The organism is Marinobacterium marinum, assembly GCF_013868415.1.
Classification (GTDB): Bacteria; Pseudomonadota; Gammaproteobacteria; order Pseudomonadales; family Balneatricaceae; genus Marinobacterium; species Marinobacterium marinum.
Map to the genome: position 1 here is coordinate 119324 of NZ_JACEMT010000053.1, position 21788 is coordinate 141111.

The window sequence follows — 21788 nt, forward strand, 5'->3', positions numbered from 1 at the left end:
GGCCTTCGTTTACCTGGGCAGTTTGGCCGGGGGAGCGGAGAAACAAAAATGATGGGCGATCTTAAAACCCATCCAGCGAAATAAAGGGGTCCAGCGCATGGTCACTATTCGTTTGTCTCGTGGTGGCGCCAAAAAGCGTCCGTTTTATCACATCACCGTAGCCGATTCACGCAATGCGCGTGATGGCCGCTTTATTGAGCGTGTCGGTTTTTTCAACCCGGTTGCCCGTGGTCAGGAAGAGCGTCTGCGCGTGAACCTGGAACGTGTTGAGTACTGGGTTGGCAAGGGTGCTCAGACGTCTGAGCGTGTTGCTCAGCTGCTCAAAGACGCACGCAAGGCAGCAGAGTAAGGTCGGATTCAGACCGTGTCAGTGAACAGTGAAAATACAGAAGATCTGGTCGTACTGGGTCGTTTCACCGCTCCCTACGGCGTGAAAGGGTGGATCAAGGTCTACTCTTACACCGACCCGATGGAGAACGTACTGAACTACAACTCGTGGCAGGTGGAGTGCGACGGGCGTCTGACGCCGGTCAAACTGGAAGCTGGCAAGCGTCACGGGAAAGGTCTGATCGCCAAATTGGCCGGTGTGAATACTCCGGAAGAGGCGCGATTGTGGAATGGGCGCGAAATAAAGGTGCCCGCTTCAGAACTGCCGACACTGGAGACCGGTGAGTATTACTGGAGCCAGCTGGAAAACCTGTTGGTATACACCGAATCCGGCGTGTTGCTGGGTCGGGTAAGCCATCTGATGGAAACCGGTGCCAATGATGTGCTGGTGGTAAAGGGAACAGCCGAGAGCATCGATCGTCAACAGCGATTGATTCCCTGGTTGCCTGATCAGGTGGTGAAAGAGGTTGATCTTGATTCAGGGTTGATGCGGGTCGATTGGGACCCGGATTTCTGATTCATGTGGTTCGGGATTGTAAGCCTGTTCCCGGAGATGCTGGAAGCGGTTACCCGCTACGGTGTCACCGGCCGGGCCGTACGCAACGGCTTGATCGACGTGGAGTGCTGGAATCCCCGTGATTTCACGCATGACCGGCATCGTACCGTAGATGACCGCCCCTACGGCGGAGGTCCCGGGATGCTGATGAAGGTACAGCCGCTGCGTGATGCGATCCAGGCTGCCAAAACGGCCGCAGGCGAAGGTGCCCGGGTGATTTATTTGTCACCGCAAGGGCGTCGTCTGGATCAGGTCGGGGTGTGCGAGCTGGCGGCAAACGACAAGCTGATCCTGGTAGCGGGTCGCTACGAGGGTATCGACGAGCGTTTGTTGCAGAGCGAAGTGGACGAGGAGTGGTCGCTGGGAGATTTTGTGCTCAGTGGCGGCGAACTGCCGGCAATGGTGTTGATGGATGCCGTGGCACGAATGGTGCCCGGGGTGCTGGGACATCAGGACTCGGCGGTGGAAGATTCATTCTTCGAAGGCTTGCTTGATTGTCCGCACTATACCCGTCCCGAGGAGCTGGATGGTCAGCGGGTGCCGGCGGTATTGCTCAGTGGCAATCATGCCGAAATCCGTCGCTGGCGCCTGAAGCAGCAGTTGGGACGGACCTGGGAGCGGCGTCCGGACCTGTTGGACAAGATCAAATTGAACCCGGAACAGCAAGCGTTGTTAAGCGAATATATCCGCGAGGCCCGGGCGGCCGGCGGGAGCAATATCTAGGAGCGAGCAATGAGCAACAAGAGCGCTATTATTCAGCAGATCGAAGCTGAACAGATGAGCAAAGAAGTCCCGGCTTTTGCACCGGGCGACACCGTAGTCGTACAGGTACGCGTAGTAGAAGGCAGCCGTAGCCGTCTGCAGGCGTTCGAAGGCGTTGTTCTGGGCAAGCGTAACCGCGGCCTGAACTCTGCTTTCACCGTACGTAAAATCTCCCACGGCGTGGGTGTTGAGCGTACTTTCCAGACTTACAGCCCGACCGTTGAGCAGATTGAAGTGAAACGTCGCGGTGCTGTGCGTCAGGCCAAGCTGTACTACCTGCGTGAGCGTAGCGGCAAGTCTGCACGTATCAAAGAGAAGCTTAACTAAGCTTGTCTTGGTCGCGACCATTGAAAAGGCAGCCTTCGGGCTGCCTTTTTTGTTGATCTGAGTACTCGCTATTTACGTGGTGAACTCCTAGAATCGCTCTTTCTGAATAGAAACTGAATGGATTATGGAGTGTTGCATGCGCAAGCTAGGGACGTTGCTTGGAGCGCTGGTGTTGGTAACGGCATTGGCGTACGGGCTGTATTGGTATCAGGTCAAAAGCCGAGTGGATGAGCTGGTACAGCAGGCGTCTCCCTTCGCCAGTGTGCAGTATGACGCCATTTATGCGCATCCCGATGGTACCGTTGGTGTTAACGGGCTTCGAGTGTCTCCGCATCCGATGCATGCGCCGTTTGAGGTTGGCCAGGTACGTCTGAATGTAGGCGGTCCCATGGCGCTGATCTTGAGTGGTGATGAGCCTCCGGCAGAGCTGACAGTCAGCTTCAAGGGGTTTGCGCAGAGCCTTGAATCGGGGGTGTACCATGAAATTCAGAAGCAGTTTGATCTTGCACGTGAGGCCAACCCTCTGCATGTCAACCCTGCAGCCCTTGGCTGTGGGTCGATTCGTCAGTTCGATATCAATACCCTGCGGATGATGGGATATCGCGACCTGTTGATGGATGTGGATTTCCATTATCGGGGTGATGAAGTCACGAAGAAGATACACTTCGACACCCGAGTTAATGTCGAAAATATGGGCGATACCCAGATGGAGCTGGTGTTCAGTGCCGATCCACGGCAGTTGAAAACTCCGCTGCAGGCCAGCGGAAATGCTCGTTTGCACAAGGCGTTGCTTGGCTATCGTGATCGCGGTTATAACCAGAGGCTGGTGAACATGTGTGCCATGGAAGCGGAGGTGCGTCCGGCGGATTATCGTGCCCTGCATGTGGAGCTGGTGAATCGCTGGCTGAGTGAAGGCGGGGTCGAGCTGCCGCAGACCTGGCTACAAGCCTATGAAGGCTTGCAGCAGAGTGGTGCGACTCTGACACTGGAAATGAACCCCATCGGTGGTTTTGGCTCGTCGGAATTGGCGATGACACCGGACCCTGATTACATGATCGAAAAGCTCAATCCGACTCTGGTTGTGAATGATACGGCGCTGGATGTTGGTAGCATTGCCTGGGGCGAGCTGGTCCAGCAGCTGGCACAGGCCGGAGATGCGGGGCGAGTGCTGCGTGAGTCCGAGCGGAGACCGTCTGAATCGAGAAGAGAGCCGGCCCCGGCAGTGGATAAGGCGAGTATCGAGACGGTAAAGCCGGCGCTGGTGCCGGAGCCGCAGGTAACAAAAACCGCAAAACGCTTTCGTGAAACACCGGTGGCACAGTTGAAGCGGTACATCGGAGCGCATGTGCGGATCGAAACCTACTTCGGTAACAGAGTGGAGGGGCGTTTGAAAGCGGTTGAGGCCGATGGCGTGCGTGTGGTTCAACGCCTGGCTCAGGGGGTGGCCGAATATCCGCTGGAGCATGACCGGATTCAAAAGGTTGAGGTTTATCGGTGAATGGAGATCGACGTCGTTCGAGTGTGCAGCCACAGCCCGAGGATATGGAGCTGGTCGAGGTCTGGATCAGCGCACTTTGGCTGGAAAAGGGGCTGAGTGAAAACTCCCGGACATCCTATCGGCGGGATCTGTTTCAGTATGCACTATGGCTGAACCAACAGGGTAAAGGGCTACTGCTGGCCGGGCGTACCGAGCTGCAGCAGTATTTGCACTGGCGGCTGGGGGAACAACTGAAAAGCAGTTCCACGGCTCGCCTGTTGTCCTGTCTGCGTGGCTTTTACCGTTATCTGTTGCGTGAAGGACTAATTGTTCAGGATCCGACGCTCAATCTGGATAATCCGCGTAGTGGGCGGCCCCTGCCCAAAACCCTGACTGAGCAGGATGTAGAAACGCTGCTTGGCGCTCCGGATACCGAAGAGCTGTTGGGACTGCGTGACCGTACCATGCTGGAAGTGCTGTATGCTACCGGGCTCAGGGTCAGCGAGCTGATCGCGCTGCAGATGGAGCAGATCAATCGCAGAATCGGCGTGATTCGGGTCGTCGGCAAAGGGGGCAAAGAGCGTTTGGTGCCGGTCGGCGACGAGGCTCTGCTGTGGATTCGGCGCTATCTGCAAAGCGCTCGCCCGCTGCTGATGCGCGATGCCCACGAGGAAGCCCTGTTTTTAAGTCAGCGTGGACAGATGATGACGCGGCAGACTTTCTGGTATCGTGTGAAGCGTTATGCAATGGAAAGCGGCATCGACAAACCGCTGTCACCCCATGTGCTGCGCCATGCCTTTGCGACTCACTTGCTGAATCATGGTGCCGATCTGCGTGTTGTGCAGATGTTACTGGGGCACAGTGACCTGTCGACAACCCAGATTTATACTCATGTGGCCAGTCATCGTTTGCAATCCCTCCACAGTGAGCATCATCCGCGTGGCTAGGAACTAAAACGACCGGTGCAGGTCACAGGCATATAACCCGATTTTTACTGAGGCTCTCATGCGATCTACCACTCTGACATCGGCAATGATGCTGGTCCTGACAGGTTCTGTCTGGGCGGCTGACAGCGCCGAAGACAATATCCGCCAGCAATTGAACAAGGTCGACAGTCGACTGCAGCTGCAAAGCGTTGAGCCGGCGCCGATCGCCGGATTGTACGAAGTCATGCTCAGCAGTGGTGAAACCCTGTATGCCGACATGGACGGACAGTACCTGCTGGCGGGTCAGCTGTTCAAAGTGGATACCGAGAAGGGGTTGGTCAATTTGACCGAGCAGAAGCGCAACCAGGCGCGTCAGGCGGCGGTTGATGGGTTGGACGAAGCCGATATGGTGGTGTACAAGCCGGAAGGAGACGTCAAGGCCAGTCTGTACGTCTTTACCGATGTGGACTGCCCCTATTGCCGCAAGCTGCATGAGGAAGTACCCGCGCTGAACAAGATGGGAGTACAGGTCAATTACCTGGCCTTCCCGCGTGGCGGCCCCGGCTCTGCGGCGCACAAAAAGATGCAGACCATCTGGTGTGGTACCGAAGACTCACGTCGTGAGCGTATGGACTCCATCAAGAATGGTGAGCGTCTGGATGAGGAAAGCTGTGACAACCCGGTACTTGATCAGTACATGCTGGGGCAGAAACTGGGTGTAACCGGTACACCGGCCCTGATTACCGATGACGGTACCTTGTTGCCGGGCTACATGCCGGCGGCGCGTCTGCAGCAGATTCTGGAACTGGACTGAGCTGCAGCCGGGAAAAACCCTGATGAGGAAGGCGGGCATACATAGTGTATGACCCGCCTTTTCGCTATAATGGGGGCCGTTTTTTGGCCGCCCGTCGGCGGTAATTGATCTGACCGAACTAGCTGCGAGGTGTTGGCTTGAAACCTGTAAAAGTAGGGATCTGTGGTCTGGGAACCGTCGGTGGCGGTACCTTCAATGTCCTGACGCGTAATGCGGAAGAAATTTCTCGGCGTGCCGGACGCCATATCGTGATTGAGCAGATCGCGATGCGTCGTGATAACCCCGCCTGTGATACCAGCGGCATGCAGACAACCACGGATATCTTCGAGGTGGCAACCAACCCCGAGATCGATATCGTCATCGAACTGATCGGTGGCTATGACACCGCGCGTGATCTGGTCATGACCGCGATTGAAAACGGCAAGCATGTCGTAACCGCCAACAAGGCGCTGATTGCCGTGCATGGCAACGAAATTTTCGAAGCGGCGCAGGAAAAGAACGTCATGGTCGCTTTTGAAGCGTCTGTGGCTGGCGGTATCCCGATTATCAAGGCGATCCGTGAAGGCCTGGCAGCCAACCAGATCAATTGGCTGGCCGGCATTATCAACGGCACCGGCAACTTCATCATGACCGAAATGCGTGAAAAGGGCCGCGAGTTTGCCGACGTGTTGCAGGAAGCTCAGGATCTGGGTTATGCCGAAGCCGACCCGACCTTCGACGTTGAAGGCATCGATGCCGCGCACAAGCTGACCATCCTGTCCTCGCTGGCATTCGGTATCCCGCTGCAGTTCAGCAAGGCATATACCGAAGGCATCAGCAAGATTACCCCGCAGGATATCCAGTATGCCGAAGAGCTGGGTTATCGCGTCAAGCATCTGGGCATCACCCGCCGCACGGACAAGGGGATCGAATTGCGTGTTCACCCGACCCTGATTCCGAAGGATGTTCTGCTGGCCAACGTCAATGGCGTGATGAATGCCGTGCTGGTGGATGGTGATGCGGTTGGCCAGACTCTGTATTACGGTCCGGGCGCCGGAGCTGAAGCCACCGCATCGGCGGTGGTTGCCGACGTAGTGGATGTGGTGCGCACCCTGACCGCCGACCGAGACAACCGTGTGCCGCACCTGGCGTTCCAGCCGTCTGCGTTGTCCGACGCGCCGGTGCTGCCGGTGGATGAAACCACCAGCGCCTACTACCTGCGCCTGCAGGCCGTTGAACGTCCGGGCGTTCTGGCCTACGTAACCCGAATCCTGGGTGAAAAAGGCATTAATATCGAAGCGATTATCCAGAAACAGACGACGGAAGCGCAGGTGCCGGTGATCATGCTCACCCAGCGCGTGGAAGAGCGGATGATGAACGAAGCGATTCGCGAGATCGAGGCGTTGCCGGATATCCTCGGCGAAATCGTCCGTATTCGTGTTGAGCAACTGGCTGACTGAGGACTCTGTAATGAACTATATCTCTACCCGCGGCCAGGCGCCGAAGCTTAAATTCGCCGATGTGCTGCTGGCCGGTCTGGCCAGTGATGGCGGCCTCTATGTGCCGGAAACTCTACCGACCTTCTCCAAGGACGAGATCGCTTCCTGGGCCGGCTTGTCCTACGCCGAGCTGGCGTTCAAGGTGATCAAGCCGTTCGTCGATGACTGCATCAGCGAGGCGGACCTCAAGCGCATGATTGATGAGACCTACGCGGGTTTCAATCACAGTGCGGTTGCGCCGCTGAAGGAACTGGGCACCAACGAGTGGGTGCTGGAGTTGTTCCATGGCCCGACGCTGGCGTTCAAGGACTTCGCGCTGCAGCTGCTGGGTCGCCTGATGGATCATGTGCTGGCCGAGCGTGGCGAGCGTTTGGTGATCATGGGCGCTACCTCCGGTGATACCGGTTCTGCTGCCATCGAAGGCTGTCGCCATTCCGAGCACCTGGATATCTTTATCCTGCACCCCCACCAGCGGGTGTCAGAAGTACAGCGTCGCCAGATGACCAGTATTCTGGAAGACAATGTGTTTAACGTCGCGCTGGAAGGCAACTTCGACGATTGCCAGCAGATGGTTAAGGACAGCTTCGCCGATCAGGGCTTTCTTAATGGCCTGAAACTGGGAGCGGTCAATTCCATCAACTGGGCGCGCATCATGGCCCAGATCGTCTACTATTTTTCGGCTGCGCTGGCCGTGGGTGGCCCGCACCGCCCGGTGTCCTTCTCCGTGCCGACCGGCAACTTCGGTGATATCTTTGCCGGTTACCTGGCCAAGAAAATGGGCTTGCCGATCGAGCAGCTGGTGGTGGCGACCAACCGTAACGATATTCTGCACCGCGTGATCAGCGGCAATGATATGTCCAAGGGTGAACTGGTGCATACGCTGTCACCGTCGATGGATATCATGGTGAGTTCCAACTTCGAACGCCTGCTGTTTGATGTGTATGACAATGACGGAGCGGCGATTAGCGATCTGATGGCACGCTTCAAGTCTGAGTCCGTTCAGCTGGACCCGGTGCGCTGGGAGCAGGTGCGAGCACTGTTTGACAGCTATGCGGTCAACGACGACACCACCTGTGACGTGATCAAGGATGTGCACGCCGAAACAGGCTACCTGCTGGACCCGCATACGGCGATTGGCGTCAAGGCTGCCCGCGAATGCTGGCGCAACAAGTCAGTGCCGATGATTACCCTGGCGACTGCGCATCCGGTCAAGTTCCCTGAGCCGGTGGTCAAGGCGGGACTGGAGTCACCGCAGCTGCCGGCACACATGGCCAACCTGTTTGAACGTGAAGAGCGCTACGAAGTGCTGGCCAATGATCTGTCCACTGTCCAGGCCTTTGTTGCCGGACATGTGCACCGCGACTGATCTCTGACGGTTTCGACCGTTCGGGCGGGGCGACTGTTGTCCGCTCCGCCTGTCAATACCTGCCTGTTGTCACCCGCTGGACTGTTCTGCATGAGTGTATCCGCCCCGATCATTGCGCAACGTGCGCTGTCGATTGACCCTGCCCACCCGGGCCTGTCCGGCCTTGATCCCGTCCTGGCGCGTGTCTATGCCGCACGCGGCATCGATAACCCGGAACAGTTGGGGCGTCGGCTGCAGGAGTTGCTGCCCGACAGCCAGATGAAGGGTGTGCCGGCAGCGGTTGAGCGCCTGCTGAGGGCGCTTGAACAGCAACAGAAAATTCTGATTGTTGGTGATTTCGACTGTGACGGTGCGACCAGCACGGCGGTGGCGCTGTTGGGGCTGCGCATGCTGGGTGCCGCCGATGTGGATTATCTGGTGCCGAACCGTTTCGAATACGGTTACGGGTTGAGCCCGGAAATCGTCGAAGTGGCAGCTCAGCGTGCTCCTGACCTGGTCATTACCGTGGATAACGGTATTTCCAGTATCGAGGGCGTCGACCGGGCCAACGCGCTGGGCATCGATGTTCTGGTGACGGACCATCACCTGGCGGGTGCCGAGTTGCCGGCGGCCTGCGCCATTGTGAACCCGAATCAGCCGGGGTGCGAGTTTATCGCCAAATCGACCTGTGGCGTCGGCGTGATCTTTTATGTCCTGATTGCCTTGCGCAGGGCTTTGCATGCGCAAGGCCGCTTCGGAGCGCAGGCACCGAATCTGGCCGACTTATTGGACTTGGTGGCGCTGGGAACGGTGGCCGATGTGGTGCCGTTGGAACGGAACAATCGGGCTCTGGTATGGCAGGGACTGCAGCGGATTCGTGCCGGCAAGGCGCGTCCCGGTCTGTTGGCGCTGATCGAAGTGTCGGGACGGCGTCGTGACCGGATAGTGGCCAGCGATCTGGGCTATGCTATCGCGCCCCGACTGAACGCGGCCGGGCGCCTGGAAGACATGTCGATCGGCATCGAATGTCTGCTGGAAGAAAACTATGATCGCGCTTTGTCGATGGCACGTGATCTGGATGAATTGAATCGTGAACGTCGGGGCATCGAGCAGGAAATGCAACAGCAGGCACTGGACCTGCTGGGGCAGCTGAGTCTCAAAGATGAGCACCGTCTGCCATTTGGCCTCTGTCTGTATGACGAGCATTGGCATCAGGGGGTTATCGGTATTCTGGCATCACGTATCAAGGAACGCGTTTATCGTCCGGTGATCGCGTTTGCGCCGGGCGATGAGGGGGAGATCAAGGGATCGGCCCGCTCAATTAACGGCTTTCATATCCGCGACGGCCTGGATGCGGTGGCGGCGAAGCACCCCGGGTTGCTGAAAAAGTTCGGGGGGCACGCCATGGCGGCGGGGCTGACGATCGCGGCGGATGACCTGACCGCGTTCAGTGAAGCTTTTGATGACGAAGTGCGGCGCCAGCTGGACGCTGATGATTTGACGCAGCGGATTTTGACTGATGGCGAGCTGCCGGAAGCCTCGTTTTCCATGGAACTGGCGGAAGCCTTGCGTCATGCCGGCCCCTGGGGGCACCAGTTCCCCGAGCCTCTGTTCGAAGGGCGCTTTCATCTGCTGCAACAGCGCATTGTGGGGCAGCGTCACTTGAAGCTGGTGGTGATGCCGGAAGGTGGTACGTTGGCACTGGATGCCATTGCATTCAATGTCGATACTCAGGTGTGGCCCGATGACGGCGTTCAGAAAGTGCGTCTGGTGTATCGCCTGGACGTGAATGAATTTCGCGGTCAACGCACACTGCAATTGATGGTGGATTGGCTTGGGGCGGATCCGGTTTGATGACACGACGGAGTATGTCGTTTTCGCGGCGGTTGGGCTAGGATACGCGCCCCGTTTAATGCCAACGATAACCGGCCCGATTCCGGCCGAGGAGTAATCATGCACGAACTCACACTGGAAGAACTGACCGCACTGCTGAACGTATTCGAGCGTGCCGGCACCAGTCGGGATGGGGTGGAATCCGATCTGTTGACCCGTCTCAAGGCTGCTCATGCCGAGCGCAGCGAGCTGGAGAGCCTGGACTTTGATGATTGCCTGGGCGGTGCCTGCAAACTCTGACTGGCGGCCGGAACTCGATCCGCGTTAAAGCAGACCCGGAATGCCCCGCCAGGTATCAGGCGGGGTATTTTTTCCTGTTTTCAGCTGGCCGCGATGGCCTCGAACAGGTTCTCAATCACACTGTCGAGAGGTTTTCATGTACTACATTGGAGCTCATGTCAGCGCTGCCGGGGGAGTGGAAAATGCTCCGCTGAATGCCGCCAGAATCGGGGCCAACGCCTTTGCGCTGTTCACCAAAAATCAGCGTCGCTGGGACGCCAAGCCGCTGACCGGCAAAAGCATCAAGGCCTTCAAGGCCAACTGCGAGCGTTTGGGCTTCGGTGCCGACCAGATTCTTCCGCATGACAGCTATTTGATCAATCTGGGACACCCGGAAGCGGATGCGCTGGACAAATCTCGTAACGCCTTTCTGGACGAGATGCAGCGTTGCGAACAACTGGGACTGAAACTTCTGAATTTTCATCCGGGCAGTCATCTGCGCAAGGTCGATGAAGCCACCTGTCTGAGTACCATTGCGGCCTCGATCAATCAGGCGTTGGCCAACACCGAGGGTGTGGTTGCCGTGATTGAAAACACGGCGGGACAGGGCTCGAATCTGGGCTTCCGTTTCGAACAGTTGGCGGCCATTATCGAGCAGGTCGAAGATCGCTCGCGTGTGGGTGTCTGCCTGGATACCTGTCATACCTTTGCCGCCGGCTATGATCTGCGTACAGCAGAAGCCTGTGAGCACACCTTTGCCGAGTTTGAGCGGCTGATCGGTTTCGAATATCTGCGCGGCATGCACTTGAACGATTCCAAGGGCGGGCTGGAGAGTCGTATCGACCGTCATCATAGTCTGGGGCAGGGCGAAATTGGCTGGGCGCCGTTTGAATACATCATGCAGGACCCACGCTTTGAAGGTATTCCGCTGGTTCTGGAAACGATCGAGCCGGAAATTTGGGCGGACGAAATCCAGCAGCTACGGGCACTGGCTGCTGCCTGATGGAGGATGCTCGGCCACGCGTTGGGCTCGCCTGGTGGCGGTGGTATAGTCGCTGTTTGATTCAAGAGTACCAAGGTGAACCCTATGTCCCCTGTCTGGAATCCCGTATTTGATCAGCGTGATGTGCGCCTGGAACAGGATGAGCCGCTGTACAACGGCTTTTTCCGTTTACACCGGTTGACGCTCAGTCATCCCCTTTTTGAAGGTGGTCGCGTGAGCATTCAGCGCGAAATGCTTGATCGTGGCAATGCCGTTTGCGTATTGCTGTACGACCCTGCAGCGGATGCGGTAGTTTTGGTGGAGCAGTTCCGTGCCGGGGCGGTGGGCAAGGTGGACAGCCCCTGGTTACTGGAACTGGTGGCCGGCATGGTCGAGCCGGGCGAGTCGGCGGAAGCGGTTGCACGGCGAGAAAGCCTGGAAGAAGCCGACATGGAGTTAGGCCGGATTTTTCCGATTACCGGTTACTTTCCCAGCCCCGGTGGTTGCGATGAATGGATCGATCTGGTTTGTGCTCTGGTCGACTCAGGAACGGCCGATGGCGTACACGGGCTGGAAAGCGAAGGGGAAGATATCAAGGTCCACGTGCTCTCGAGGGCCGCTGCCTTTGCGCTGGTATGTAACGGCCAAGTCAATAATGCGGCCGCCATCATTGCACTGCAATGGCTGGAACTGAATCATGGACGACTGCAATCCATGCAGGTGTCCCATGAAACGTAAGTATGTGCCCGATCTTAAGCGGCAGATGGCGCAGGGGGAAGCCAACTACCTGCGTTTGATGAAGCTGCTGCCGGACCTGGATGACTGTGATCGGCGCGATTTCCAGGTCGTCGTGGAAAACCAGCGGGCGGTGGTCAGTCTGGTGGTGGATGAACGCTTTACCTACACTACCAGTGTGGTCGTGTCCCAGCGCTATGAAAATGCTTCTGACTGGCTGACGGCCCCTAAACTGGTCGTGCGTCTGTACCATGATGCTCGCGTTGCCGAAGTGATCTGCGCACGTCAGCGGCGTCAGTTGTCCGGTGTCTATCCTTACCCCAATCGGCAGATGCGCCAGCCGGATGAAAAGGCTCAGTTGAATGCGTTTTTGGGCGAGTGGCTGGGCCATTGTCTGGCGCATGGTCAGCAACTGGAAGAGGTGTTTGCCAGGTGAGTGTACGCCTGCTGCAGCTGAGTGATTGCCATTTGCCGGCGCAGGCGGGCCAGAGGGTTCATGGCCGAGATGCTGATGCCGGGCTGGCGGCGCTGGTAGCCCGACTGCTGGAGTTGCCGCCATTCGACCATATTCTGTTGAGCGGCGACCTGGCACATCATTCTGGCTCTGACGCTTACCTCCGCCTGTTGCAGCTGATCGAACCCCTGGCGGGAGAGCGCCACTGGCTACCTGGTAATCATGATGATATTGACTTGATGCGAGCGGTGGACAAGGGTGGCAAACTGGGGTGTAAAGAGGTCATGCTGGACAGTCGATGGACCCTGTTGCAGCTGGATACCACCGCGCGGCCGGATGGGCGCGGCAGTGGCGCGCTGGCCGGTGCGGAGCTGAACTGGCTGCAGGAGCGGCTGTCGGCACTACAGGACCGGTATCTGTTATTGGCGCTGCATCATAATCCGGTTGCCACCGGCAGTCGCTGGCAGGATGAAATTCGATTGGGTAACCCGGAGGCGCTGCAGAGGCTGCTGGAGCAGGCACCTCAGGTGCAAGGGCTGGTATGCGGTCATGTACACCAAGCCCTGACCCTTCAATTTGTCCACCGCCCCTTGTGGTCGGCCCCTTCGACGCTGGTGCAGTTTGCTCGCGGATGTGAGACCTTCACACTGGAAACTGACCCTGAGTTATCCACACCCGGCTGTCGCTGGTATGAACTGGAGGCGGATGGCAGCATACAGGCACATGAAGTATGGTTATCCACAGGTTTCGAGGAGAAATGGCCGCATGTCTGAGCCGGTTATTATCTATGTGCACGGTTTCAACAGTTCACCGCAATCGGTCAAGGCGCAGCTGCTGCAGCGCGCCATGCAGGGATGTGAATGGACAATACGGGTACCGGCATTGTCACACTGGCCACGGCAGGCGATGGCGCAGCTGCAGGCCGAGATTGATGCGGCGAACGGGCCCGTAACCCTGGTGGGCAGTTCGCTGGGAGGGTATTACAGTACCTGGCTGGTAGAGCACAATCCCGAGCTGCGTGCGGTCCTGGTCAATCCGGCAGTTTACCCTTTCCGGCTGCTGGAAGAATGGTTGGGACACAATACCAACTTGTACACAGCGGATCATTATGAGTTGACCACCGAGCATCTGGCCCAGCTGAAAGCGCTGCATTGTCCACAGCTTGATGATCCGTCCCGCTACCTGCTGCTGGTGCAGACGGCGGATGAAACGATTGACTACCGTGAAGCGGTGGATAAGTACGCTGCCTGTGCTCAGTTTGTACAGCCCGGCGGCAGTCATGGATTTGAACAGTTCGAGGCGCTGATACCGGCCATTCGGGCTTTTGCCAAAGGTCATCTGGACCTGCCCGAGCCTTTGCCGCTGCCTGCAGCCTCTCTCTGAACAGGAAGATTCGATGTCGAAGCAATACAACGCCGGAGCAATAGAAGTTCTCAGTGGTTTGGACCCGGTGCGTCGGCGCCCCGGCATGTATACCGAGACGGACCGCCCGAACCATCTGGCACAGGAAGTGATTGATAACTCTGTTGACGAGGCGCTGGCCGGTCATGCCCGGCAGATCGAGGTGTGCCTGCATGAGGATGGCTCGCTGAGCGTGTCTGACGACGGGCGCGGCATGCCGGTGGATATTCACCCGGAAGAGGGCGTCAGTGGGGTCGAACTGATTCTGACCCGCCTGCATGCCGGCGGCAAATTCAGCAACGACAACTACAACTTCTCCGGCGGTCTGCATGGTGTAGGGGTATCGGTCGTCAACGGGTTGTCAAAACTGCTGAACGTGGAAATCAAGCGTGGTGGCCAGGTGTACCGCATCGGTTTTGCCGACGGCGACAAAGTGTCAGAGCTGGAAGTGGTCGGCACATGCGGCAAGCGCAACACCGGGACTCAGGTGCGCTTTTTACCCGACCCGAAATATTTTGACAGTCCCCGTTTCAGTGTACCTCGGCTGAAGCACAATTTGCGTGCCAAGGCCGTACTCTGTCCGGGGCTCAAGGTTATTTTCACGGACCTGAGCGGTGGTACCAAGGAACAGGAGGAGTGGTATTACGAGGATGGTCTGGTGGCTTACCTGCGTGGTACGACTCAGGTGTATGAAACCTTGCCACAGGAGCCTTTCAGCGGCAGCCTGAAGGGCGAAGAAGATGCTGTTGAATGGGCGGTGCAGTGGCTGGCCGATGGCGGTGAAGTTACGGCGGAAAGTTATGTGAACCTGATTCCCACGGCTCAGGGCGGTACACACGTCAACGGTATGAGGACCGGTCTGCTGGACGCCATGCGTGAATTTTGTGAGTTCCGCAATCTGCTGCCCCGTGGCGTCAAGCTCAGCCCGGACGATATCTGGGATCGTTGCTGCTATATCCTGTCGGCCAAGGTTCAGGACCCACAGTTTGCGGGGCAAACAAAGGAACGGCTTTCGTCACGTCAGATTGCGGCGTTTATTGCAGGCGCGATCAAGGATGCATTCTCGCTGTGGCTGAACAGCAACGTGGAAGAGGGCGAAAAACTGGCCGAGCTGGTAATTGCCAGCGCGCAGCGCCGGATGAGAGCCGGACGCAAGGTGGTGCGCAAAAAAGTGACCCAGGGACCGGCGTTACCGGGCAAGCTGGCGGACTGCTCCGGTGCGGATGCCAGTCAGTCGGAACTCTTTCTGGTCGAGGGCGACTCGGCCGGGGGATCGGCGAAGCAGGCCCGCAATCGTGAATTCCAGGCGATCATGCCGTTGCGGGGCAAAATTCTGAATTCCTGGGAAGTCGATCCGGCCGAAGTGTTGGGCTCGCAGGAAATTCATGACATCTCGGTGGCAATCGGCGTTGACCCCGGTTCCGACAAGCTGGAGGGACTGCGCTACAACCGTATCTGTATTCTGGCGGATGCGGACTCGGACGGGCTGCATATTGCGACTCTGCTGTGTGCTTTGTTCGTGCGTCATTTCCGGCCGCTGGTGGCAGCCGGACATATTTATGTAGCCATGCCGCCGCTGTACCGTATCGATTTCGGCAAGGAGGTGTATTACGCCCTGGACGATGCGGAAAAGGACGGGGTCGTTGAGCGTATTCGGGCCGAACGCAAGAACGCCAAAATCGGCGTGCAGCGTTTCAAGGGGCTGGGCGAGATGAATCCGCTGCAACTGCGGGAGACCACCATGTCGCCGGATACCCGTCGCCTGGTACAGCTCACCCTGGAGCGTGGTGACGAAACAATGGAAATCATGGACATGCTGCTGGCGAAAAAGCGGTCCGGTGACCGCAAACGCTGGCTGGAACAAAAGGGCAACCTGGCGGAAGTGATCTGACGCGGGACAAGGTTGTGCGGGACAAACAAAAACGCCGGGCAATGCCCGGCGTTTGCGTTCAAGTCACAGGTGTTTAACGAGGAACATAGTTGAACAGAGCTTCACGGTCATCGTCACTGTAGAGGCAGCGGAAACCCTGTTCGGTCGGCAGCATCAGGCACTGGCTATTGACCAGTTCATCCTGATTCCACTCGTCTTCACAGCTGCTGCGGCTTTCAGCCTTGGTCTGCATGACATCGAGGCGGTTGCCCTGCTGGCTCCAGGTATACTCGGAACGGTAGATTTCGCAGCCATCAACCTCATAGGTGTAAGAGCCGGTCTTATCGTCGCGAATCTCCTCGGTACCCAGGGCTTCGCCAGAGGCGCAGTCGTAGGTCTGGTCCATCAGCGTATAGGTGCCCACCGGATTGATGGGGAGCTGAGAGGAGGTATCCAGCAGCATGTTGATGTCGGTATTCACGCCTTGATCGATGACACCGATCGTGTAGTCGATGTTGAGACCCTGACTGCGCAACATGTGTGACAGTTGCGCCTGAGCTACACAACCGCTGGTACCCGGCATGCCGGTATTCATTTCACTGGCAAGCTCGGGCGGGATGGCATCCAGCAGGTCGGCAAAGCGGGTATAGTCGGCTGAGAGCTGGAACAGGCCGTTGGGCTCCAGGGATTCTTCCTTCAATGCATTGACGGCTGCCTGGGCTTTTTCGCCGGCGAAAGCCACCAGGTGGTTGCCTTGCATGCCGGCCTTGAGGCTCAGCCCCGGTGCGACGAAGGACAGATCAACGTCGGCCAGGCTGCCATCCGTCGGGATCTGGATCTGCTGACCCAGTGGCGACATGGCCAGCATGCCCAGCAGTGGCTGCGGATTGCTGGTGGCGACACTTACCAGGAAGTCATAGCTGGACGGAATCGGCTTGTTGGCATCCAGTTGCAGGTCGTACAGGGAGAAACCGGCGCCCTTGGAGCCCTGAATCATCCCCGTGAACATGCCCAGCATGGCCGGGTTTGCGCCGCTGAGGTCGTTCTGAATACGGCGAATGTGGTCACAGCTGGATTCGGTTGCGGTCGCCTTGTTGAACAGGGTCGTGGCAGCCGGAACCAGATTGTCGATATCCAGGCCAATGCCGAAGCCAAGCATCTGTCCGTCGGAGTGACGAGTATGGCTCGGAACGTGGCCGCGCATGGACGACAGTGTCTCAACCACTTCGGCATTTTTGATTTCCAGCACGGAGCGGTTGTTCATTTCCAGCTGGTTGCCATTCAGGGTGCTGGTCGTACCGGAAACGGCGCGTGGTACCTGGGCGACCAGGTCCAGCAGTTCGGTTCGGCAGGCTGCATCCATTTCCTGGGCGGGCAGCGGCTTTTCCAGAGCTGTCAGCAGGGCGCTGAGGTCTTGTCCAAAACCGTTGCTTTCCGGCTGCAGGATGCCTTGGGTCAGGCGGTGGAAATGCAGGATCGCCTGCATGCTGGTATCGAACTTGTAAGTTTTCTGCAGTTGTTCAAGCTCGCCGCTGTCAGCCAGAGACTTCGCCGGTTTGACCAGTGCCAGACGCTGTTTCTGGTCTGCTTCCTGATCGAGGAAGTGGAAGGCGGTGATAGTGGCAATGCCGTCACGAACATTGACCGCCAGCTCCAACAATTTTTCGTCTTCCGGGCTCAGACGCCAGAGTTTGACCGCTGTTTCGCCAATGCTCACCTCGCGAGGCTGCAGACCGCTTTCGGCAGATGCCTGTTCCAGTGCCTGCCAGAACTTGCTTTCATCCTTCAGACCGAAACGGACAACGGGTACCATGCCATCCATGTAGATGGCCTGAGGTTGGGTCATGTCAAGGCCGTAGAATTCGGCCATGTCGCCATAGGTGCCCGAGTGGCTGATGAAGTCGGTCAGCAGGGTCGCGCCAAAACGGCCCTGCGGGGACTGGTTGCCGCTGCTGCGTCGCAGCTCGTCCAGCAATGCTTTGGTCTGGAACTGGGAGTTGGCCATCAGCGGCAGTTGTTGCAGGTATTCCATCTGTTTGGCGTCGGCATGGCCTCCGGCATACAAGATGGTGTCCGCCGGGATGTAGGCTGTCAGTGGTTCACTGCTGGTGATGCTGCCAATGCCGCCCAAGCCGCTGCCGTTGTCACCGAACCAGCCCTGTTGCCAGGCAATACCTGCGCCTGCGACCGCGACCAGTACACCCGCACCTATCCATTTTTGCATCCGTTTCTCCATCGTACTCGGGTTATGAATTCTGCAGCGACCGGCCTGAAACTGCCGTGCCTGCGTAAGGGGCAAAGCATAACATCAAGTGAAAACAGGCTATAGTAGAGAACAGCTAAAACTGTGAAGGAAGGGCGATGAAAGCCGCCGGTATACGGGTGTTCAGCCATCTGCTATTGCCACTGCTGGTATCACTGTCACCGCTTGCCGTCATGGCGGATGAGATGGCAGTACGCCTGCAGGCCTTGATGACAGCTGGGCAACGCGGTGAGCTGCCCGGGGTCGATATAGAGCAGTGGCCCGAGTTGCAGCGTTTGTATGCCAATCAGAATGGGCGGTTGATCTGGTCTGATCACAGGGGATCTCCCCGGATGGAACGGCGTCAGCAGCTGGCTGCCTGGCTTGGGCGTGCCTACACTCAGGGGCTGGATCCCGCCGCCTATGGCGGTCAGCGGATGCGTCTGGTGTCTGTGAAAGGGAGCCCGATACCCGTGTTCAGCAGCGAAATACTGTTGAACGACCTGTTGATGAGTGCCGCGTTCATGCGGCTGGCCAGTGATCTGTCTGGCAGCGGGATTGACCTGGCCCTAATTGATCCGTTGTGGCGGCTGCCGGCCAAGTCGCTGGATTCGGTGGCGTTGCTGTCTCGGCTGGAGCAGGGTAGCAGCGTTGACCAGTTGCTCGGCGATCTGCTGCCGCGCTCGGCAGAGTATGAACGGTTGGTGGCGCTGCATGCGAAGCTGGCGCAGCAGACGCGGCGGCCATACCAGTCGCTGCGCCTGCCGAATGCCGTGCTGCATCCGGGAGATCGGCATGTCGATGTTACCGTTTTGCGTGAGGGGCTGGTTCGATTGGGGTTGCTGGCTCCTGAAGTTGATAGGGCGGATGAGTTATACACGCCACAGGTGGCTGATGCGGTACGCCGTTATCAACAGCGGGAAGGGCTGGAGGTTGATGGCATCTACGGGCCGGAAACCCGTGCTCTGATGCTGCTTAGCCCGGTTGAGCGACGCCAGCGCGTGCGGGCGAATCTGGCCCGCTGGCGAGCGTTGCCCAGCGCGTTGGGTGAACGTTACCTGCTGGTGCGGACGGCGTCGTACAGTCTGGACCTGGTAGAACAGGGCCAGGTGGTGGCACGTCATGCGGTGATCAGCGGGCGGCCGCAACGACCGAGCCCGTCCTTTGTCGCTGAAATGAACAGCCTGACCGTCAATCCCTACTGGAATGTTCCGTTCCGGCTGGCGGTTGAAGATCTGCTGCCCAAGCAGCAGCGTGACGCCCGCTATTTCGAGCGCCAGGGAATCGAAGTACTGGCGCGGCAACAGGGGCAGTGGGTTCCGGTCGACAGTACAACAGTTGACTGGACGGCGGTCTCGCGCCGGAACTTCCACTATTTGTTGCGGCAGCGTCCCGGGCCGCAGAACAGTCTGGGGAAGATACGTTTCGGCATGGCCAATCCCTACAGTATTTTCCTGCATGACACGCCGCAGCAGTCTCTGTTTGCCCGGCGCTCTCGCGATATCAGTTCAGGGTGTATTCGCGTGCGGGAGATCGACCGTTTGGCCCAGACCCTGCTGGACGATACGCCGTTGTCCGCCGCGCTGACCACCGACCGCCCTCGTGATCTGATGCTGCCCCGGCCTCTGCCGGTCTACCTGGTATATTTGAGTGTCTGGGTGGATGAGGACCGTCAGGCATACTACTACCCGGATGCCTATGGTCTCGATGCGCGGATGGTCGAATTTCTGGGCCCTCTGCCTGTGCCACTGGGTGAGAATAGAGACGGACCTTAAAATATGCTCCAAAAGTAGTCAGATCCGATGCGGTAGAGTAGAATTCTCGATCTGTTTGTATTTTGTACAGTAGTTCATCTTTCGAGGTTCCCTATGCTGTTGACGCCACGTCGTTCCGAGTGCTCCGAAACCGATGGCCCGGAGTGCCGTTTACGCCGTCGCCTGATTGGTGGGCTGGTCGGTTCGGCAGCCCTGTTCCACCTGCCGGCCGCCCGCGCCAATATTGCTGCCTTGTCTGGACGGGAGTTGATGTTGGATCATCTGCATACCGGCGAACAGCTGAGTACGACCTATTGGGTCGAAGGGCGATATATCAGCACCAGCCTGGCGCAGATCAATCACCTGTTGCGGGATTTCCGTACCGGTGAAGAGCATCCGATCGACCCGAAACTGCTGGACCTGTTGCACCGCCTGCGGCGATTGACCGGTAATAGCAATCCCTTCCAGATCATATCCGGCTACCGTTCACCGAAAACCAATGCACAGCTGCGATCTGCCAGCGGCGGTGTTGCCAAGAAAAGCCTGCATATGCAGGGAAGGGCGCTGGATATTCGCCTGCCGGGCACCGCCCTGAGTGAGCTGCACCGGCTGGCTTGTGAGGCCAAAGTGGGCGGGGTCGGCCTTTATACCCGCTCCAACTTTGTGCATATCGATACTGGACGGGTACGTTACTGGGGCAGTTGAGTCGACTGAATACTGTTCAGCCGACTTTTCAGGCTGGCCACGGACAGCTCTCCCAGGTGGCTGTCCTGCAATTGGCCATGGGCATCAATGAACAGGGTTGTCGGTAACGCACGAGAACCGTAGTGCAGGCCCAGCTGGTTCTGCTGATCCAGCAGCACATGTCTCAGTTCGACGCCCAGTTGCTCCAGAAAGGCCTCCACGGTTGCACTGTCTTCGCCCAGGTTGGCAAACAGAAACTGAATCTCGGGGTAATCATGCTGGGCCTGTTCCAGCACCGGCATTTCGCGGACACAGGGCGGGCACCAGCTGGCCCAGATGTTGAGGACAATCGGATGACCGGTGTAGTCCTGCAGGTTGACCTGATGGCCGGCGGGTGTCATCAGCGCCATATTGGGCAGGGAACGGGTACTTTTCTGGATCTGGGCCAAGGGGATTGCCGTGCTGCCCCAGACCAGTGCGCCGGTGGCAAGTGCGACACTCAATGGGCGACGCAGAGCCGGTTGCCGCCACAGGTAGACGGCGCTGCAGAGAAGGCCACCGACCAGTCCGCTGACCCACCAGAAGCCGCCATCACGAATGTCGATGATCTGCAGTGGATCGGCCAGGTAATCACTGCTGTAGCGCATTACGAAGCCGAGACGTGCGCTCAGTACCCCCACCAGCAGGGTCATCAGCAGCGCGGGCTCGGGGTTACGGCCACGGCGGCGACTGCTGATCCAGCCGGCAAACAGCGCGGCCAATACGGCAATCAGCAGTAGCAAACGATCGATGGACAGGGCGAAAGGCCCCAGGGCCAGGGATTGCATGACAAAACTCCTTCAATTATCAGATCGCAGACGCGATAATCCGGCTCAGGTTCGGGTGCAGGTCTGACAGTGGACCGCGCCGGGCGGCTTGGGTTCAGCCAGGCTTCATCCGTGGCTGTCTTCAATGGCGGACGAATTCAACGAGGGAAACACTATGCGGCTTCGATTCTATACCATCTGCCTACTGATGTTCGGCGTGTTCCTGTCGGGCTGTGCTGGCCTGCAGCCGGGGTATGAGCCACCTACATTGGAAGTGACCGGCGTGACTCTGGACCCGTCCAGCCGTGGTGCCGTACCGCAATTTTTGATCGGCCTGCGGGTGATCAATCCCAACCGACAAACATTGCGCCTGGATGGTATCAGCTACAACCTGTATTTACAGAATCAGCGGGTTCTCAGCGGTGTGGCGCGAGACCTGCCGGCGGTGGCCGGATACTCCGATCAGGCCGTTGAAGTCAGCGCAACCCCGGCGTTGTTTGGTGGTATCCGCCTGCTGACCGAGCTGATGAACACGCCGCAAATTGAGGCGCTTGAGTATCGGGTCGAGGCCAAGCTGGATGGTGGCGGCCTGCGTTGGCCGGTACGTGTGGAAGAAAAGGGGCAGCTGCCCCTGTTGCCGACGCGTTAGGCCGTCGGCAGGACATCGATGAGAGAC

22 protein-coding genes are annotated in these 21788 nt (G+C 58.2%); 20 read left to right on the plus strand and 2 right to left on the minus strand.

The window, feature by feature from the left end:
• The first annotated feature begins 97 nt into the window (after window positions 1-97).
• The 17 genes from rpsP (at window position 98) to parE (ending at window position 15647) form a co-directional block, all read left to right on the plus strand.
• On the plus strand, window positions 98-349 hold the full coding sequence (rpsP, locus tag H1S06_RS13700; RefSeq protein WP_181741174.1) for a 30S ribosomal protein S16: 252 nt from the start codon (window positions 98-100) through the stop codon (window positions 347-349).
• A gap of 15 nt (window positions 350-364) precedes the next feature.
• Complete coding sequence (gene rimM / locus H1S06_RS13705; RefSeq protein WP_181741176.1) at window positions 365-904, plus strand: ribosome maturation factor RimM; 540 nt, start codon at window positions 365-367, stop codon at window positions 902-904.
• 3 nt (window positions 905-907) lie between these two features.
• A complete protein-coding gene (gene trmD / locus H1S06_RS13710; RefSeq protein WP_181741178.1) occupies window positions 908-1666 on the plus strand; it encodes a tRNA (guanosine(37)-N1)-methyltransferase TrmD in 759 nt (252 codons plus the stop codon).
• Window positions 1667-1675: 9 nt separating this feature from the next.
• Window positions 1676-2032 (plus strand): 50S ribosomal protein L19, encoded by a 357-nt coding sequence (rplS, locus tag H1S06_RS13715; RefSeq protein ID WP_181741180.1) that lies wholly within the window; start codon window positions 1676-1678, stop codon window positions 2030-2032.
• 136 nt (window positions 2033-2168) lie between these two features.
• Window positions 2169-3530, plus strand: coding sequence for a hypothetical protein (locus H1S06_RS13720; RefSeq protein WP_181741182.1), 1362 nt, complete (start codon window positions 2169-2171; stop codon window positions 3528-3530).
• Window positions 3531-3574: 44 nt separating this feature from the next.
• A complete protein-coding gene (gene xerD / locus H1S06_RS13725; RefSeq protein ID WP_181741327.1) occupies window positions 3575-4456 on the plus strand; it encodes a site-specific tyrosine recombinase XerD in 882 nt (293 codons plus the stop codon).
• A gap of 58 nt (window positions 4457-4514) precedes the next feature.
• A complete protein-coding gene (locus tag H1S06_RS13730; protein WP_181741184.1) occupies window positions 4515-5249 on the plus strand; it encodes a DsbC family protein in 735 nt (244 codons plus the stop codon).
• 137 nt (window positions 5250-5386) lie between these two features.
• Window positions 5387-6688, plus strand: coding sequence for a homoserine dehydrogenase (locus H1S06_RS13735; RefSeq protein WP_181741186.1), 1302 nt, complete (start codon window positions 5387-5389; stop codon window positions 6686-6688).
• Window positions 6689-6698: 10 nt separating this feature from the next.
• A complete protein-coding gene (gene thrC / locus H1S06_RS13740; RefSeq protein WP_181741188.1) occupies window positions 6699-8093 on the plus strand; it encodes a threonine synthase in 1395 nt (464 codons plus the stop codon).
• Between the two features lie 90 nt (window positions 8094-8183).
• Window positions 8184-9926 (plus strand): single-stranded-DNA-specific exonuclease RecJ, encoded by a 1743-nt coding sequence (recJ, locus tag H1S06_RS13745; RefSeq protein WP_181741190.1) that lies wholly within the window; start codon window positions 8184-8186, stop codon window positions 9924-9926.
• A 99-nt stretch (window positions 9927-10025) separates the two neighbouring features.
• A complete protein-coding gene (locus H1S06_RS13750; protein WP_181741192.1) occupies window positions 10026-10205 on the plus strand; it encodes a hypothetical protein in 180 nt (59 codons plus the stop codon).
• A 136-nt stretch (window positions 10206-10341) separates the two neighbouring features.
• On the plus strand, window positions 10342-11187 hold the full coding sequence (gene nfo, locus H1S06_RS13755) for a deoxyribonuclease IV (RefSeq protein WP_181741194.1): 846 nt from the start codon (window positions 10342-10344) through the stop codon (window positions 11185-11187).
• 84 nt (window positions 11188-11271) lie between these two features.
• On the plus strand, window positions 11272-11904 hold the full coding sequence (locus H1S06_RS13760) for an NUDIX domain-containing protein (protein ID WP_181741196.1): 633 nt from the start codon (window positions 11272-11274) through the stop codon (window positions 11902-11904).
• On the plus strand, window positions 11894-12337 hold the full coding sequence (locus tag H1S06_RS13765) for a DUF1249 domain-containing protein (RefSeq protein WP_181741198.1): 444 nt from the start codon (window positions 11894-11896) through the stop codon (window positions 12335-12337). Before H1S06_RS13760 ends, H1S06_RS13765 begins: the two co-directional genes overlap by 11 nt.
• Window positions 12334-13128 (plus strand): metallophosphoesterase, encoded by a 795-nt coding sequence (locus H1S06_RS13770; protein ID WP_181741200.1) that lies wholly within the window; start codon window positions 12334-12336, stop codon window positions 13126-13128. Before H1S06_RS13765 ends, H1S06_RS13770 begins: the two co-directional genes overlap by 4 nt.
• Window positions 13121-13738: a YqiA/YcfP family alpha/beta fold hydrolase gene (locus H1S06_RS13775; RefSeq protein ID WP_181741202.1), complete on the plus strand. Its 618-nt coding sequence runs from the start codon at window positions 13121-13123 to the stop codon at window positions 13736-13738. The genes H1S06_RS13770 and H1S06_RS13775 overlap by 8 nt, the downstream gene beginning before the upstream one ends.
• Before the next feature lie 13 nt (window positions 13739-13751).
• Window positions 13752-15647: a DNA topoisomerase IV subunit B gene (gene parE, locus H1S06_RS13780; RefSeq protein WP_181741204.1), complete on the plus strand. Its 1896-nt coding sequence runs from the start codon at window positions 13752-13754 to the stop codon at window positions 15645-15647.
• Window positions 15648-15720: 73 nt separating this feature from the next.
• On the opposite strand, the gene H1S06_RS13785 is transcribed toward parE, so the two are convergent.
• A complete protein-coding gene (locus H1S06_RS13785; protein ID WP_181741206.1) occupies window positions 15721-17850 on the minus strand; it encodes a hypothetical protein in 2130 nt (709 codons plus the stop codon).
• Between the two features lie 137 nt (window positions 17851-17987).
• Between H1S06_RS13785 and H1S06_RS13790 the strand changes: the two genes are divergently transcribed.
• Complete coding sequence (locus tag H1S06_RS13790; protein ID WP_181741208.1) at window positions 17988-19643, plus strand: L,D-transpeptidase family protein; 1656 nt, start codon at window positions 17988-17990, stop codon at window positions 19641-19643.
• 93 nt (window positions 19644-19736) lie between these two features.
• Entirely contained in the window at window positions 19737-20327 is a 591-nt protein-coding gene (locus H1S06_RS13795) for a YcbK family protein (RefSeq protein WP_181741210.1), read from the plus strand.
• On the opposite strand, the gene H1S06_RS13800 is transcribed toward H1S06_RS13795, so the two are convergent.
• Entirely contained in the window at window positions 20312-21133 is an 822-nt protein-coding gene (locus H1S06_RS13800; protein ID WP_181741212.1) for a TlpA disulfide reductase family protein, read from the minus strand. The genes H1S06_RS13795 and H1S06_RS13800 overlap by 16 nt on opposite strands.
• A gap of 154 nt (window positions 21134-21287) precedes the next feature.
• Here H1S06_RS13800 and H1S06_RS13805 point away from each other — a divergent pair, with 154 nt between their 5' ends.
• Window positions 21288-21761, plus strand: a complete 474-nt coding sequence (locus tag H1S06_RS13805; protein WP_181741214.1) for an LEA type 2 family protein — start codon at window positions 21288-21290, stop codon at window positions 21759-21761.
• The last annotated feature ends 27 nt before the right edge of the window (window positions 21762-21788 follow it).

Bases quoted from the DNA above. Each gene is read 5' to 3' on its own strand.
- H1S06_RS13790 (WP_181741208.1), top strand. From the start codon at position 17,988: ATGAAAGCCGCCGGTATACGGGTGTTCAGCCATCTGCTATTGCCACTG.
- H1S06_RS13760 (WP_181741196.1), top strand. From the start codon at position 11,272: ATGTCCCCTGTCTGGAATCCCGTATTTGATCAGCGTGATGTGCGCCTG.
- trmD (WP_181741178.1), top strand. From the start codon at position 908: ATGTGGTTCGGGATTGTAAGCCTGTTCCCGGAGATGCTGGAAGCGGTT.
- H1S06_RS13720 (WP_181741182.1), top strand. From the start codon at position 2,169: ATGCGCAAGCTAGGGACGTTGCTTGGAGCGCTGGTGTTGGTAACGGCA.
- parE (WP_181741204.1), top strand. From the start codon at position 13,752: ATGTCGAAGCAATACAACGCCGGAGCAATAGAAGTTCTCAGTGGTTTG.
- nfo (WP_181741194.1), top strand. From the start codon at position 10,342: ATGTACTACATTGGAGCTCATGTCAGCGCTGCCGGGGGAGTGGAAAAT.
- H1S06_RS13805 (WP_181741214.1), top strand. From the start codon at position 21,288: ATGCGGCTTCGATTCTATACCATCTGCCTACTGATGTTCGGCGTGTTC.
- H1S06_RS13795 (WP_181741210.1), top strand. From the start codon at position 19,737: ATGCTGTTGACGCCACGTCGTTCCGAGTGCTCCGAAACCGATGGCCCG.
- xerD (WP_181741327.1), top strand. From the start codon at position 3,575: ATGGAGCTGGTCGAGGTCTGGATCAGCGCACTTTGGCTGGAAAAGGGG.
- H1S06_RS13785 (WP_181741206.1), bottom strand. From the start codon at position 17,850: ATGCAAAAATGGATAGGTGCGGGTGTACTGGTCGCGGTCGCAGGCGCA.
- thrC (WP_181741188.1), top strand. From the start codon at position 6,699: ATGAACTATATCTCTACCCGCGGCCAGGCGCCGAAGCTTAAATTCGCC.
- recJ (WP_181741190.1), top strand. From the start codon at position 8,184: ATGAGTGTATCCGCCCCGATCATTGCGCAACGTGCGCTGTCGATTGAC.
- rplS (WP_181741180.1), top strand. From the start codon at position 1,676: ATGAGCAACAAGAGCGCTATTATTCAGCAGATCGAAGCTGAACAGATG.
- H1S06_RS13775 (WP_181741202.1), top strand. From the start codon at position 13,121: ATGTCTGAGCCGGTTATTATCTATGTGCACGGTTTCAACAGTTCACCG.
- H1S06_RS13750 (WP_181741192.1), top strand. From the start codon at position 10,026: ATGCACGAACTCACACTGGAAGAACTGACCGCACTGCTGAACGTATTC.
- H1S06_RS13730 (WP_181741184.1), top strand. From the start codon at position 4,515: ATGCGATCTACCACTCTGACATCGGCAATGATGCTGGTCCTGACAGGT.
- H1S06_RS13800 (WP_181741212.1), bottom strand. From the start codon at position 21,133: ATGCAATCCCTGGCCCTGGGGCCTTTCGCCCTGTCCATCGATCGTTTG.
- H1S06_RS13765 (WP_181741198.1), top strand. From the start codon at position 11,894: ATGAAACGTAAGTATGTGCCCGATCTTAAGCGGCAGATGGCGCAGGGG.
- rpsP (WP_181741174.1), top strand. From the start codon at position 98: ATGGTCACTATTCGTTTGTCTCGTGGTGGCGCCAAAAAGCGTCCGTTT.